This window comes from Bailinhaonella thermotolerans (genome assembly GCF_003594875.1).
Taxonomy (GTDB): Bacteria; Actinomycetota; Actinomycetes; order Streptosporangiales; family Streptosporangiaceae; genus Bailinhaonella; species Bailinhaonella thermotolerans.
In genome coordinates, this window is the sequence record NZ_QZEY01000002.1 from 237,887 (window position 1) to 252,266 (window position 14,380).

Consider the following 14,380-nt stretch of genomic DNA (forward strand, 5'->3'; position numbering starts at 1 on the left):
CCCGGACGTCACTCGCCGATCTTCTTGGCCCAGAGGGTGACCGGCGTCTCCGGGGGGACCTCCTCCCCGGCGGGCGGCTCCTGCCGCGTCACGACCCAGTTGCGGTCGTTGACCTGGAACCGGTTCTTGCCCGTGGCGTCCTTGTCGTTCAGCACGAAGAACCCCGCCGCCTGCATGGTGTCCTGCGCCTCCTGCAGGTTCATGCCCACGACGTCGGGCAGCGCCTTCCTCCCGGCGGCGGGCGGCGCCCCGGTCGGGGTGGGGGCGGGCGGCGGGCTCTCCGGCGGCGGGCTCTCCCGCGCCGTCACGGTGACCGTGGCATCCGGCGCCGGCGCCCCTCCCCCGCACCCCGCGACGGCGGCGGCGACCAGCACGATCCCGAGCGCGATCCCCTTCATACGGCGACTCCCGGTACGGCGACCCCGACGTTCCGTAGACGCCCCGCCCCCGTCCCAGGTTGACAACCCCCCGTAAACCACCCCGCCACACTCCTGACACCTCCTCCCGGGAACGGCGTCGCGAGGCCTCTCACCGGGTCGTGCCGCCGCCGGCCGGCCACGCGGGCGCGCGAACCGCCCGGGCCCGTCGCGGCCGGGAGGCCGTACCGGCTGCCCGGGGCGTCCGGCGGCCCGGGGCGTGGGGCGGCTCGGGGCGTGGGGAAGGCGGGCCCCGGGGAGGGGCCCGCCTTCCAGGGTGGGGTCGGCGGGGCGCCGGGGCTAGGTGATCGGCTGCCCGTGGTGGATGCCGCCGGTGCATTTGAGGACCCAGCCCCACAGGCGGGGCTCACCGCCTCCGTCCCGGCATTCCTTGGCGGTGACGCCCGGGACCGCGAGGGCGTCCGCCGACGCGGCGGGGGCGGCGGCGAAGGCGGCCGTCGCGGCCAGGAGGCCGCCGGCCAGTGCTGCGGTGAGGCGCATCGAGATCTCCTATCGGAGCGAGGGGAACCCCCTTGACTACACTTTGTAGTCGCCGCTTACCTACCGCGACCACAAGGGCGTCAAACCTGGGCTTGACCAGCGCTTCCCGGAGTCTTGACGCCACGCCCCGCGGCCCGCCCCCCCCGCGGTGCCGGAGGCCCGGCGGAGCCCGCGGCGCCCCGCGCGGCCGCACGGCGGGCCGGGGGCACGGCCCGCCCGGCGGGTCAGCGGCTCAGGACGGCGAGGATCCGGTCGGCGGTGGCCCGCATGCCGGCGGCGTTGGGGTGGACGGGGTAGCCCTTGGCCTTGAAGACGCCCTCGACCCAGCGGACGGAGGCCGGGGCGCAGACGTCGTGGCCGGGGTCGTAGACGTCGACGAAGGTGACCCGGTTGGCGGCGGCCCTGGCCGCGAGCATCGCGTTCAGGCGACGCTCTATGCCGTCGAGGTAGGGCACGTCGCCGGCCGCGACGGGGACGTCGGGGTAGCAGCCGCGCGCCGGCGGGAGCACCCGCAGGTAGCCGACGAGCAGGATCCGGGCGTGCGGCGAGCGCACGCGGATCCCGTGGAGCACGCGGTCGATTCGGCGCGAGGTCACGGCGATGCGCCGGGCCAGCCGGTCCCCTCCTCCGGCGGGGGCGTAGTGGCGGCGGCACGGGTCGCCCTTGGGATCGGTGGGGCTGAGCAGGCCGCAGGTGAGCACGATCTCGGTGAAGCCGATGTCGTTGCCGCCGATGCCCACGGTCACGAGCGTGGTGTCGCGGGTGAGCGAGTCGAACTGCGGCTTGTTGGGGCCGGGGAAGATCTGCGCCTCGGTCATGTGCCGGGTCTGCGCGCCCGAGCAACTCGCGTCGGTGTACGGCATGCGCAGGGCGTGCGCGACCAGCACCGGGTAGCTGAGGCTGGACCGCAGGCAGCCGGGGTTCTCCCCGGGCGGCAGCGTGATGAGCGGACCGGCGGTGAACGAGTCCCCGAGCGCCACGTAACGGCCCGCGCGGACCCCCGCGACCGGCCGCGGGCCCGCCCCCGGCGCGCCCGCCGCGGCCCCCGCGCCTCCGGCGGGCGGCACGGGCGCGGTGCGCGCCGCTCCGGCGGTGACGGGGGGCGCGGCCGCGAGCAGCACGCAACCGGACAGGAGCGCCGCGATACGGGCGAGCGAGCGCACGGGACACCTCCGTGATTCTGGCCGGTGGGAGTCGTTGGACCTGTTGCGGACGCTATCAACGGGTTCGCCGACGACCTCGGGATTTGCCGGGAGCACGATGAATCACGACCGAAGCTTTCGGCTGCGCGCCCCGGCTCCGGAGCCCGCCCGGGACCTTTTCCGGACCGGCGCGGGGCGCGTCGCGGGGACGCCCGGGAAACATCGCGGGGACCTCCCGGGACCGCTTCCGAACCGCCCCCGGCGGATGCTGGCCGGGCCCGGCCCGGCCGTGTCACGATCGAACGGTGAAGAAGGTCATCAACGCGCCGGAGGACGTGGTCCCCGACGCCCTGCGCGGGCTGGCCGCCGCCCACCCCGGACTACGGGTGGACGCCGAGGGGCGCTTCGCCGTACGCGGGGACGCGCCCGTGCGGGGCAAGGTGGCGCTCGTGTCCGGGGGCGGGTCGGGGCACGAGCCGCTGCACACCGGGTTCGTCGGGCCGGGGATGCTCGACGCGGCCTGCCCCGGGGAGGTCTTCACCTCGCCGGTGCCCGACCAGATCCTGGCGGCCACGCTCGCCGTGAACGGCGGGACGGGCGTGCTCCACCTGGTCAAGAACTACACCGGCGACGTGCTCAACTTCCAGCTCGCCGCGGAGCTGGCGGCCGACGAGGGCGTGGCCGTCGAGTCCGTGCTGATCGACGACGACGTGGCGGTCGAGGACAGCACCCACACGGCCGGGCGGCGCGGCACGGGCGCCACGGTGTTCGCCGAGAAGATCGCCGGGGCGCTGGCCGAGGAGCGGGCGGGCCTTCCGGCGGTGGCGGCGGTCGCGCGGGAGGTGAACGAGCGGTCGCGCTCGTTCGGCGTGGCCCTGTCCGCCGCGACCGTGCCCGCGACCGGCCGCCCCGGCTTCGACCTGCCTGACGACCAGGTCGAGCTGGGCGTGGGCATCCACGGCGAGCCCGGCCGCGAACGCGCCCCGCTCGCCCCGGCGGCGGAGCTGGTCGACCGGGCGCTCACGGCGATCGAGGCCGACCTGCCGCTGTCCGGCGACCTGCTCGTCATGGTCAACGGCATGGGCGGGACCCCGCTGGCCGAGCTGTACGTCGCCTTCGGCGAGGTGGCCCGCCGCCTGCGGGGCCGCGCCACGATCGCCCGCTCCCTGGTGGGGAACTACGTGACCAGCCTGGACATGACCGGCTTCTCGATCACCGTCTGCCGCCTCACCCCCGAGCTGCTGCGCCTGTGGGACGCCCCCGTCGAGACCCCCGCCCTGCGCTGGGGCCGCTGACCGCGGGCCCCGCCCGGGCTCTGGCCGTACGGCGTGCGCCGCCGCGGGCCCTGGCCGTACGGCCGGGGGCGGGTGGGAGGGGCGGCGTGGCGGGTAGGGGGAGATCGCCCCGGTTGACGGGGCGGGCCGGAGGACCGGGGTTCGAGGGAGCGTGAGGGCGACGTGAGGGAATCGGTGCGGCCGGACGCGGAGGTGTGCCGGGCCTGGGTGCGGGAGGCGGCGGCGCGGGTGGCGGCCGACCGGGATCGGCTGACCCAGCTCGACTCGGCCATCGGCGACGGCGACCACGGGCACAACCTGGACCGGGGGATGCGGGCGGCGCTCCAGGCCGTGGAGGACCTCGGGGAGACGGCGACCGCGGGCGAGGTGCTGGCCGCCGCGGGCAAGGCGCTGATCGCCAAGACCGGCGGGGCGTCCGGGCCGCTGTACGGCGGGGCGCTGCGGGCCATGGGCAGGTCCCTGGACGAGTCCGGCGACCTGGCGGCGGCGCTGCGGGCCGGGTGCGACGCGGTGCGCAAGCTCGGCGGGGCGGCCGTGGGCGACAAGACGATGGTGGACGCGCTGGAGCCGGCGGTGAAGGCGTACGAGGAGACGTGCGACCTGGAGGTGACGGCGGACGCCGCGACGACCGGCGCGGAGAGCACGATGACCCTGCGCGCCCGCAAGGGGCGGGCCAGCTACCTGGGCGAGCGCAGCGTGGGCCACCTGGACCCGGGCGCGGCCTCGACGGCGCTGCTGATCCGCGCGCTGGTCACGGCGGCCAGGGACGTCCGCGCGTGACGGTCGGCGTGGTGATCGTCTCGCACAGCCGGGCGCTGGCGGAGGGGACCGCCGAGCTGGCCCGCACGCTGGGCCTGGACCGGGTGAGGGTGGAACCCGCGGGCGGCGACTCCGGGGGCGGGCTCGGCACGAGCGCGGAACTGGTCGCCGGGGCCGTGTCGCGCGCGGACTCCGGCGACGGGGTGGTCCTGCTCGCCGACCTGGGCAGCGCGGTCCTGACCGTGAAGACGTACCTCCTCGACGCCCCGGGCACGGCGCTGTTCGCCGACGCCCCGCTGGTGGAGGGGGCGGTCGCCGCCGCCTCGGCGGCCGCGTCCGGGGCGGGGGCGGAGGAGGTCGCGGCGGCGGCGCGCGAGGCGTACGCCCACCGCAAGGGGTAGGACCCCCGCGCACGCGGCATCCGGCGCGCCCCTAGAGTCGATCTCATGCGATATCGAGCACTGGGCGACTCCGGCCTCATGGTCTCCGTGGTGGGGCTGGGTTGCAACAACTTCGGCGGGCGGATCGGGATGGACGCCACGCGCGAGGTCGTCGACGCCGCGATCGACGCGGGGATCACCCTCTTCGACACGGCCGACATCTACGGCGACAACGGCGGCTCGGAGGAGGCCCTCGGCGAGGTCCTCGGCAAGCGCCGCGACCAGATAGTCCTGGCGAGCAAGTTCGGCTACCAGGCGGTGGACATGGGGTACGGCCCGGCCGCCGGGGCCAAGGGCGGCCGGATGTACGTCCGCCGCGCGGTGGAGGCCTCCCTGCGCCGCCTCCGCACGGACCACATCGACCTGTACCAGATCCACTCGCCGGACCCGGTGACGCCGATCGAGGAGACCCTGGCCGCGCTGGACGAGCTGGTCCGCGAGGGCAAGGTGCGCTACATCGGCCACTCCAACTTCGCCGGCTGGCAGATCGCCGAGGCCGCGCACGTGGCCGAGCGGCTCGGCACGACCCCGTTCATCTCCGCGCAGAACCACTGGTCGCTGCTGGAGCGCGGCGCCGAGGCCGAGGTCGTGCCCGCCGCGCGCCACTACGGCCTGGGCGTCCTGCCGTACTTCCCGCTGGCCAACGGCCTGCTCACGGGCAAGGTACGGCGGGGCCAGGAGCCTCCGGCGGGCAGCCGGCTGGCCACGCGCGAGGGGTACATCACCCCCGAGAAGATCGACAAGGTCGAGGCCCTGATCGGCTGGGCGGAGAAGCACGACCGCACGATCCTGGAGGTCGCGATCGGCGGCCTGGCGGCGATCCCCGGCTGCGCCTCGGTGATCGCCGGCGCCACCTCGGCGGAGCAGGTCAGGGCCAACGCCGCCGCCGGCGCGTGGGAGCCCACCGAGGACGACCTCGCCGAGATCTCCGAGATCGTCCCCCCGCCGGCCGCCTGACCTTCCCCCCGGCCCGAAAACGCCGGCCGCGACGCGAGCGACCGGGCGCCCGGCGCCCGGGCCCGCCGGACGCCCGGACATCGCGGGCATAACAGGCATAACGAGCATCACGAGCATCACGAACGCCCGGCCGTCCCCCGCGGACGCGCCGGGCGTTCGCCGTCTCACCGGCCCCGCCGGAGCGGCCTGGATTCGGGACCGCGGTCGCCCGGGCGCGGCCGGGGGCGCGAGTGAGGAGAAATACGCGTTCGCCGCGCGTTCCCGGACTGGAGGCGTCGGCGCAGGTCCGGCGGGAGTTCCCGGATTTCGGCCGCTCCTATGTGGCGGGAGGTGCGCATTTTGTTGCCCTCTGTACGTGGCGCGGCGGGGGCGGATGCCGATATGCAGAGGGATGGACCATCACGCTCTGATCATCACTGATCGCAGATCCGGAGGAGTGGTGACATGTCCTCGTTCATCATCCTGGTGGTCGCCGTCATCGTCGGGATAACGATCGGCCGCCTGTTCGAGCGCGCGAGCGAGGCGCGCTCGATGTTCACGTCCTACCGCGCCCGCGCCGCCTCCAACTTCCGCGACTGGATCAAGCAGAGCCTGCTGACCCTGCTGGTCGTGGTCGGATTCATCGTGTTCGCCTACGTCATCCTGCAGGGGTAGCCGCCGCGGCGAGCCCCTCGTCCGGCCCGCCGGCGAGCCCGTCCGCCACCCCGTCCGTGAGCCCCTCCGCCATCCGAGCCCGTCCACCACTCCCGCTCGTCCACCACCCCCGCCCGTCCACCACCCGAGGCCGTCAGCCGGCCCCGCCCGTCCACCACCCGAGGCCGTCAGCCGGCCCCGCCCGCGAGCGTGACCACGGTCCCCGCGGCGGCCGACTCGCGGGCCGCGTCCAGCACCTCCATCACGCGCACGGCGTCAGCCGCCGGGACCGGGCCGGGCCCGCCCTCGCGGAGCGCCCGGGCCACCCCGCGGTAGAACGCCGGGTAGTCGCCGGGCAGCGTCTCCACGGGCTTGACGTCGTCGCCCGCCCCGAGCAGCCCCCACCGATCCCGCGGCTCCGCGCCCCACCCGGGCCCGCCCGGCCGCCCGCCGGCCCGCAGCTCCGCCTCCTGCGGGTCCATCCTGTGCTTCACGTAGGCCGACTCCGAGCCCAGCACCCGGAACCGGGGCCCGAGCTGCCCGGCCACCGCGCTCGCCCACAAATGGGAGCGGGCGCCGTTCTCGTGGTGGAGCGCGATGAACACGTCGTCGTCGGTCTTGACCCCGGGCCGCCGGTGGTCCCGCTCGGCGTACACCGCCGCGGCCGGGCCCAGCAGCACCAGGGCCTGGTCCACCAGGTGGCTGCCCAGGTCGTACAGCACGCCGCCGGCCTGCGCGGGGTCGCCCTGCTCGCGCCAGCCGGGCTTCGGCGCGGGCCGCCAGCGCTCGAAGCGCGACTCGAACCGCCGCACCTCGCCCAGCTCCCCGGACCCGGCCAGGTCCCGCAGCGTGCGGAAGTCGCCGTCCCAGCGCCGGTTCTGGAACACGTTCAGGAGCAGCCCCCGCTCGCGGGCGAGGGCGTCCAGCTCCGCGGCCTCGGCGGCGGTCGGAGCGATCGGCTTGTCCACGACGACGGGCCGCCCGGCCTCCAGCGCGGCGCGGGCCAGCGGCACGTGCGCCCGGTTCGGCGCGGCCACCACCACCAGGTCCACGGGGCCGTCCGAATCCCACAGCCGCTCCGCCTCCGGCACCACCCTCGCCCCGGGATGGGCCGCGAGGATCCGCCGCCGCCGCTCCTCGTTCCCGGTCACGACCGTGTCCAGCACCATCCCGGGCGTGGTCGCGATCAGCGGCGCGTGGAAGAACTCGCCCGCCGTGCCGTACCCGATCAGTCCGACGCGCAGTGGTTCGCTCATGGGTCCACTCTCCCCCCTCGGCCCCGGCCCGCGCGCGTCACCACGCGGGGCACGGGCCGCGATGCCGTACGGCGGGCGCCCTCGGCCTCAGGAGACGCCGCGCCCGGCGTCCTTCCAGTACGGCTCGCGCAGCTCCCTCTTGAGGATCTTGCCGCTGGGGTTGCGCGGGATCGCCGCCGCGAAGTCCGCCGAGCGCGGGCGCTTGAAGCCGGCCAGCCGCGCCCTGGCGTACTCCAGCACGTCCGCCTCGGTCAGGGCGGAGCCGGGGACCGGCACGACGATCGCCTTGACCGCCTCCCCCCAGACCGGATCGGGCACGCCGATCACCGCGACGTCCGCGATCCCGGGGTGGCCGGCGAGCACCTCCTCGACCTCGATCGGGTACACGTTCTCGCCGCCGGTGACGATCATGTCCTTGATCCGGTCGGTGAGGAACAGGTAGCCCTCCTCGTCGAGGTACCCCGCGTCGCCGGTGCGCAGCCAGCCCTCCCCCGGCAGCGTCCGCGCGGTCTCCTCCGGGCGCCGCCAGTAGCCCGGCGTGTTCTGGATCGAGCGCGTCCAGACCTCGCCCACGCGGCCGGGCGGCAGCTCCTCCTCCCCCGCCGGGTCCACGATCCTCAGCTCCACCCAGTCGTACGGCCGGCCCGCCGCGCGCAGCAGGTGCGGCCGCCCGTGGTCCTCCGGGTCGAGCTGGACGATCGCGCCGGTCGTCTCGGTCATGCCGTAGAGCTGGAACAGCGGCGCGCGGAAGACCTCCATCACCTGGCGGAGCACGTCGGTGGTGATGGGCGAGGCGCCGTACAGGATCGCCCGCAGCGCCGAGTGGTCGCGCCGCGCGGCCCCGGGCACCGCGCACAGGAGCCGGAGCACCGCCGGGACCAGGAAGGCGTTGGTGACCCTCGCCGACTCCATCAGCTCCACGATCGCGGGCGGGTCCACGTCGCGGGCGAGCACGAGGTGGGCGCCCGCCCACAGGCCGACCAGGGCCCACCCGCTGCCGCCGATGTGGAACAGCGGCATCGCCACCAGGCTCACCGCGGTCCCGTCGAGCCGCCACCGCGCCGCGACCAGCTCGGCCATGGAGAGGTTGCGCTCGGTGAGCTGGACGCCCTTGGGCACCCCCGTGGTCCCGCTCGTGTAGAACTGCACGACGACGTCGTCCGGGCCGCCCGCGTGCCCGGGGTCCTCCGCCGGGTGCGCCGCCACCCAGGACTCGTACGGCCCGCCCAGCGTGATCGCGGAAGTGTCGGCCCCGGCCGCCCCGGCGAACTCCGGGTCCACGACGGTCAGGGCGGCCCCGGCGTCGGCGGTGATCGCGGCGATCTCGCCGGGGGTGAGGCGCCAGTTCAGCGGTACGGTCACCGCGCCGATCCTGGCGGCGCCGTACAGCAGCTCGAAGAACTCCGGGGCGTTGCGGCCCAGGTAGGCGACGCGGGAGCCGGGGCCGAGGCCGCGGGCGAGCAGGGCCCGGGCGACCCGGCCGGAACGGCGGTCCAGGTCCGCGTAGGTGAGCGTGCGCCCGCCGCCGGTGATCGCGGGGGCGTCCCCCCGGGTCCGGGCGTGGCGGCGGAGAGCGGAGACGACACGGAAGTCCATGGGCGGCCCCCTAGAACCGAACGCGGTTCTGGTCAATGTAACGATCTAGGGGGCGGTTGTGAACCGCGCGATGTCGGCGATCTCCGCGCTCGCGTCCGGGCCCGGCGGGTCGAAGGGGTCGATCTCCACGCGCCCCCCTGGCCGCCGCCAGGTGCCCGTGACCAGGCCGTCCTCGGTGACCGTGGCGCGCAGGATGCCGCCGCCGGGGTGCACCCGGGCCGCGTGCCGCGCGGGCAGGACCGGGCCGCGGTCGCGCCAGCCGAGCAGGTACTCGTCGAACGCCGGCAGCAGCCGCACCCCGGGCCGCCCCTCCGCGCCGCCCTCCGAACCGTCCGAGCCCTCCGGACCGTTCGAACCGTCCGAACCATCCGAACCATCCGCGCCGCCGGCCGCGCCGGTCGGGCCGGGGTCCCCGAGGTCCGCGAGCCGCCACGCGCGGCGGCACTCGCCGAGGGGCAGCCCGGACCAGGCGGCCAGGTCCTCCGGCCCGGCCGGGGCGTGCGAGCGCAGGTAGCGCCGGGCCAGCTCCGCGAGGGCGCGGTCCCGGTCGGGCTCGAAGGCGATCTCCCGCCCCAGCCAGTCGGCCGCGTGGACGTACGTCGGCCCGCCGCCGCGGTCGGGCCCGAGCAGCACCGCGCCCCGGCACGCGGCCAGCGTCGCCAGGTGCACGATCCCCTGCCCCGCGGCCACGACGCCGAGGACCCGCAGCCGCTCCCCCAGCTCCTCCCTGGTCAGCGGCCCCCGGCCCGCCAGCGCGGGCACGACCGCGTCGTACGGGCCGGTCACGCCCTCCTGCCGCAGGCGGCGCAGCGACCGGTTCTCGTACGGCGGGCCCACGAGCGGCAGCAGCCACGGAAGATCGTCGGCGGCGACGTAGTGGATCGTCCCGCGCGGGCCCCACGCGCGTACGATGGATCTGTCGTCCCGGGCGGCGTCCACCATCGCGGTGGTGATCCCCCGCGCCCGGGCCCGGAGGGCGAGCGCCGCCGCCGCGGTGTCCTGCGCCTGCACGGCCGGCATCCGCCGCACGAGATCGGCGATCTCCGGGCGGTCGTCCGGGCGGTGGAGGAGCTGGGCGCGCGCCCGCGAAAGCCGTACGACGTCATCCGCTCGCCCGACCATGGTCCCCTCCGCATGACAAGGTACTCATTCGTGAACTCCCCCGGCCCCGGCGGCAACCTCGGTGACGACCTCGGCGACGTCTGGGAGCGGGTGCTCGGCACCCAGCCGGACCCGCCCTGGCAGGTCGTGCTCGCGACCGCCGCCGCCGCGCTGGCGATCGTGGCCTACCGCCCCGCGTGGCGGGTGGCGCGCAACGTCGTCACCATCGCGCACGAGGGCGGGCACGCGCTGGTCGCCGTGCTCACCGGGCGCACGCTGACGGGCATCCGCCTGCACTCCGACACCTCCGGGGTCACCGTCTCCAAGGGGCGGCCCACGGGCCCGGGGATGGTGGCGACCGCGTTCTCCGGATACGTCACGCCCTCGGCGCTGGGGTTCCTCGGGGCGTGGCTGCTGGCGGCCGGGCACGTCACCGCGCTGCTCTGGATCATGATGGCGCTGCTGCTCGCCATGCTCGTCATGATCCGGAACGTCTTCGGCATCGTATCGCTGCTGGTCACCGGCGGAGCCGTGTTCCTCGTCTCGTGGTACGCCCCCGCGCAGGTGCAGGGGGCCTTCGCCTACCTGGGGGTGTGGTTCCTGCTGTTCGGCGGGGTGCGGCCGGTGTTCGAGCTGCGGTCCAAGCGGCGGCGCGGGCGGGCGCGCGACTCCGACGCCGACCAGCTCGCCCGCCTGACCCCGGTGCCCGCGGTCCTCTGGGTGGGGTCGTTCGCGATCCTCGCGCTCGCCGCGCTCATCGCGGGCGGGCGGTGGCTCGTGGCGGGATAGGCTCACCGGGACGCTTGTGACACAAGGGGGCATGACGCCCGCCGCGGGGGCTCGCGCGCGGGTGTTCCAGGGAGGTGCCGATGACGGCTGAGCAGCGGGAGGAGGCCCCGGGCTACCGCGTGCTCGACCAGGTCGGGCAGGGCGGTTTCGCCGTCGTGTACCGGGCCCACCAGGAACGCCTCGACCGGATCGTGGCGCTGAAGATCCTGTCGGTGGACCGGGTGGACCAGCGGGTCATGCGCAGGTTCCAGCGCGAGCTGAAGCTGACCAGCCGCCTGACCGGCCACCCGAACGTGGTCACCGTGCTCGACACGGGCATGACCAAGTCGGGCCGGCCGTACATCGCGATGGAGTACTTCGAGGGCGGCTCCCTGCGCGAGCGGATCACGCGGGAGGGCGCGCTGCCGGTCGCCGACGTGCTCCGGATCGGGGTCAAGGTCGCCGGGGCGCTGGCGGCGGTGCACGAGGCCGGGGTCTACCACGGCGACGTCAAACCGCAGAACATCCTGATCTCGCGGTACGGCGAGCCCGCGCTGGCCGACTTCGGCGTCGCGCGGATGGTGGACTCGGCCGAGGTGTCGCTGCACTCGCACGCGCTGACGCCGCTGCACGCCGCGCCGGAGGTCCTCAACGGCAAGAGCCACGACCCGTCCTCGGACCTGTACTCCCTCGGCTCCACGCTGTACCAGCTCCTCGCCGGCCGCCCCGCCTTCTACCGGGAGAACGACACCGGGATCGCGCCGCTCATGCTGCGCGTGATCGGCCAGGAGCCGCCGCCGATCACCCGCCCCGACGCTCCCCCGGCCCTGTGCGCCGCCATCCTGCGGGCGATGGCCAAGCACCCCGAGGCCCGCTTCCCCGACACCCGCGCCTTCGCCGCGCACCTCCAGCGCATCCAGGCCGAGCTGGGCCTGCCGGTCACCGACCTGGCCGGCGCCTCCTCCGTCCCCCTCCCGGCGTACGGCGGGGCCGACCCGGCCTTCCCGGCCACGCCGCCCGAGGGCGAGCCCTCGCCCGCGTCCCCGCCGGGCCCCGCCGCGCCGTACGGCTCGCGCCCGGAGGCCCCGCCCGGCGCGCCCCGGCCGGAGACGCCCGCCCCGCCGTACACGCCGGAGTTCCCGGCGCCCGGGCCCGCGCGGGGGTTCCCACCCGGCGGGGGCGCCCGGCCGGCCGCGGGGCCGGGGCACGCGCCGCGCCCGGGCGAGGCCGCGCCGCCCGCGTTCCCGGGCTCCGGGGGCCACGCCGCGCCCCGTCCCGGGCAGCACGGCGGGGCCGGACAGCACGGCGGGGCCGGGGGGCACACAGGGGGGCACGGCGGGCCGCACGCGGCCCCGGCGAACGCGGGCCGTCCCGCCTTCCCCGTCCCCGGCCCGGCGGTCCCGCCCGTCATCTCCCACCAGGAGGCGGCGGGCGCGGCGCCGTACGGCCCGGTGGCGGCCGAGACGCGCGGGGCGTACGACGGCGGGCGCCCGGGGGCCGTGACCGAGCCGGGTCACGGCGCGCGGCGGCGGGACGGCGGCCGGGGGGTGCGCCGCCAGATCGCCGGGGCGGTCCTGGTGGCGGCCCTCGCGGGGACCGCCGTCGGCGTCGTGGCGCTGGTGAACGCGCGCGGGGGCGAGCAGCCGCCGGCGCGGCCCGTCGGCAACGCCGCCGCGACGGTCTCCCCCACGCCCACGCCCTCCCCGTCCCGCCAGCCGGGCGTGCCCAAGGCCGTCGCCGACGCCGTGCGCCCGAGGTCGCTCCGCGCCGCCACCGACACCGGCACGTCCCTGGCCCTGTCCTGGCGGCTGCCCCCGAACGCCAAGGACCTGCCCGTGGTGCTCCAGCAGCGCCCCGGCGGGAAGCAGCTCACCGCCCTCGGCAACGGCACCCGCACCACCACCGTCAGCGGCCTCGACCCCGACCTCGGGTACTGCTTCCTCGTGGGCGTCGTCGTCGAGATCGGCAAGCGCCCGGTGTGGTCCAAGCCCTACTGCGTGCGCGGCGCCGTGGCCGAGTGACCCCGCCGCCCGCGCAGGACGGGCTTGAGGCGTCCCGCGCGCCGGGCCCTCCTCCGCCCACGGCGGGAGCGGGCGCGGGCCGCCCGGGACGGCCGGGACGCGCGATCCGGCCCGGCGCGCTCCCGGCCGGTGAGCGCGCGGGAGCGGATCAGGACGGCGGCGGCCCGGGGCCGGCGAGGTCGCCGGGGCTGGCGGGATCGCGGGGGTCACCGGGATCGCCGGGGTCGCCGGGGGGCGGGACGCGGCGGAGGGCGGCGGCGGTGAGGAGCGTGGCCAGGAGGCCCGCGGCCCCGGCGACGACCAGGGCCGCGCGGGGCCCCGTGGCGTCGAGGAGGAGGCCGCCGCCCACGTACGCCAGGGCCGCGGCGACCCCGATCGCGCCGTAGAGCGTGCCGAAGACGCGGGAGAGGTAGGCGGCCGGGACGGTGCGCTGCACGAGCGTGTTCGCGGCGACGTCCATCGCGGCGATGCCCAGCCCGCGGACCGCCTGGACCGTGAAGGCGGCGGCGACCGCCCAGGCCAGGCCGGTCAGCAGGTTCCCCGCGCTGCTCACGGCGAAGCCGGCGACGAGCAGGGGCGGCATGGGGAGAGGGCGCCGGGCGCGGCCCAGCAGGGCGTACCCCGCGAGCAGGCCCGCGCCCACCGCCGCGAGCAGGAGGCCCGCCGCCGAGCCGCCGCCGCGCAGGGTGTCGGTGGCGAGGAAGACCAGCGCGACGTCGTCGATGCCGTTGAACGCCACGATCGCGAAGTAGCCCAGGCCGACGGCGCGCAGCAGCGGGGCCCCGGCGATGTGGCGCAGCCCGTCCGCGGTGTCGCGCAGCAGGGACCCCCGCCCCGGGGCGGGCTCTCTCGGGGCGCGCGGCAGCCGGGCGATCAGGACCGCCGACAGCAGGAAGGTCGCGGCGTCCGTCAGGAGCACGCCGCGCACGCCCGCGAGCGGGAGCAGGAGCGCGGCGAGCAGGGGCCCGAGCGTCTCCCCGGCGTTGGTCCCGAAGCCGATGGCGGCGTTCGCGGGCTCCAGGTCCCGGTCCCGCACCAGGGCGGGCACGATCGCGCGCGAGACGGGCTGGAAGACCTGCCCGGCGACGGCCCGCAGCGCCACGAGGACGAGCAGCGCCGGCAGCGCGGGGGTCCACAGCGCCATCGCCGCGACCAGCGCCGCCTGGGCCAGCTCGCACGCGACCATCACGCGGCGCGGCTCGAACCGGTCCCCGACCGCGCCCGCCAGGGGCCCGAGCAGCGCGGGCGCGAAGTCCCCCACGAGGAGCAGCAGGGCGACCGCGAGCGCCTGGCCGGTGGTCTCCGCGACGTGCAGCATGAGGGCGACCAGGCTGAGCGAGTCCCCGAGGAACGACACGCTCCGCGCGGTCCACAGCAGCCGGAAGGCCCCGTGCGACCGGACCAGCCCGAGGGCCCCTCCCGCCTTCACGCCCGAGATCATCCAGGAGCCGCCCGCGCCCGTCCACCCGTTTTCCCGGCGACCGCGCGCCGCCGT

The 14,380-nt window shown here is 76.6% G+C and carries 14 protein-coding genes; 7 read left to right on the plus strand and 7 right to left on the minus strand.

Annotated features, from left to right (window positions below; all coding sequences use genetic code 11):
* Positions 1-8 precede the first annotated feature (8 nt).
* The 3 genes from D5H75_RS06295 to D5H75_RS06305 all read right to left on the minus strand — a co-directional run bounded on the left by D5H75_RS06295 (position 9) and on the right by D5H75_RS06305 (position 2,080).
* Complete coding sequence (locus D5H75_RS06295) at positions 9-398, minus strand: PASTA domain-containing protein (RefSeq protein ID WP_119925395.1); 390 nt, start codon at positions 396-398, stop codon at positions 9-11.
* 318 nt (positions 399-716) lie between these two features.
* On the minus strand, positions 717-917 hold the full coding sequence (locus D5H75_RS06300) for a hypothetical protein (protein ID WP_119925396.1): 201 nt from the start codon (positions 915-917) through the stop codon (positions 717-719).
* 224 nt (positions 918-1,141) lie between these two features.
* Entirely contained in the window at positions 1,142-2,080 is a 939-nt protein-coding gene (locus tag D5H75_RS06305; protein WP_119925397.1) for an SGNH/GDSL hydrolase family protein, read from the minus strand.
* Between the two features lie 284 nt (positions 2,081-2,364).
* Here D5H75_RS06305 and dhaK point away from each other — a divergent pair, with 284 nt between their 5' ends.
* The 5 genes from dhaK (at position 2,365) to D5H75_RS06330 (ending at position 6,164) form a co-directional block, all read left to right on the plus strand.
* Positions 2,365-3,354 (plus strand): dihydroxyacetone kinase subunit DhaK, encoded by a 990-nt coding sequence (dhaK, locus tag D5H75_RS06310; protein WP_119925398.1) that lies wholly within the window; start codon positions 2,365-2,367, stop codon positions 3,352-3,354.
* 162 nt (positions 3,355-3,516) lie between these two features.
* Positions 3,517-4,134, plus strand: coding sequence for a dihydroxyacetone kinase subunit DhaL (dhaL, locus tag D5H75_RS06315; RefSeq protein ID WP_242454020.1), 618 nt, complete (start codon positions 3,517-3,519; stop codon positions 4,132-4,134).
* Positions 4,131-4,514 carry a PTS-dependent dihydroxyacetone kinase phosphotransferase subunit DhaM gene (locus D5H75_RS06320; protein WP_119925400.1) on the plus strand — a complete coding sequence of 128 codons (384 nt, stop codon included), beginning with the start codon at positions 4,131-4,133 and terminating at the stop codon, positions 4,512-4,514. Before dhaL ends, D5H75_RS06320 begins: the two co-directional genes overlap by 4 nt.
* Positions 4,515-4,559: 45 nt before the next feature.
* A complete protein-coding gene (locus tag D5H75_RS06325; RefSeq protein WP_119925401.1) occupies positions 4,560-5,510 on the plus strand; it encodes an aldo/keto reductase in 951 nt (316 codons plus the stop codon).
* Between the two features lie 444 nt (positions 5,511-5,954).
* A complete protein-coding gene (locus D5H75_RS06330) occupies positions 5,955-6,164 on the plus strand; it encodes a hypothetical protein (RefSeq protein ID WP_119925402.1) in 210 nt (69 codons plus the stop codon).
* A 167-nt stretch (positions 6,165-6,331) separates the two neighbouring features.
* Here the strand turns inward: D5H75_RS06330 and D5H75_RS06335 are convergent, their stop codons facing one another.
* The 3 genes from D5H75_RS06335 to D5H75_RS06345 form a co-directional block, all read right to left on the minus strand.
* Positions 6,332-7,399, minus strand: coding sequence for a Gfo/Idh/MocA family oxidoreductase (locus D5H75_RS06335; RefSeq protein ID WP_119925403.1), 1,068 nt, complete (start codon positions 7,397-7,399; stop codon positions 6,332-6,334).
* An 87-nt stretch (positions 7,400-7,486) separates the two neighbouring features.
* On the minus strand, positions 7,487-8,995 hold the full coding sequence (locus D5H75_RS06340) for a long-chain-fatty-acid--CoA ligase (protein ID WP_119925404.1): 1,509 nt from the start codon (positions 8,993-8,995) through the stop codon (positions 7,487-7,489).
* Between the two features lie 45 nt (positions 8,996-9,040).
* On the minus strand, positions 9,041-10,117 hold the full coding sequence (locus D5H75_RS06345) for a winged helix DNA-binding domain-containing protein (protein WP_119925405.1): 1,077 nt from the start codon (positions 10,115-10,117) through the stop codon (positions 9,041-9,043).
* Between the two features lie 12 nt (positions 10,118-10,129).
* On the opposite strand from D5H75_RS06345, the gene D5H75_RS06350 reads away from it, so the two are divergent.
* Entirely contained in the window at positions 10,130-10,885 is a 756-nt protein-coding gene (locus D5H75_RS06350; RefSeq protein WP_119925406.1) for a M50 family metallopeptidase, read from the plus strand.
* Positions 10,886-10,965: 80 nt separating this feature from the next.
* The gene (locus D5H75_RS43975; protein ID WP_119925407.1) at positions 10,966-12,885 is read left to right on the plus strand and encodes a serine/threonine-protein kinase; all 1,920 of its coding nucleotides are present in this window, start codon (positions 10,966-10,968) and stop codon (positions 12,883-12,885) included.
* A 148-nt stretch (positions 12,886-13,033) separates the two neighbouring features.
* Here the strand turns inward: D5H75_RS43975 and D5H75_RS06360 are convergent, their stop codons facing one another.
* Positions 13,034-14,314, minus strand: a complete 1,281-nt coding sequence (locus tag D5H75_RS06360; RefSeq protein WP_202637885.1) for an MFS transporter — start codon at positions 14,312-14,314, stop codon at positions 13,034-13,036.
* Positions 14,315-14,380 lie beyond the last annotated feature (66 nt).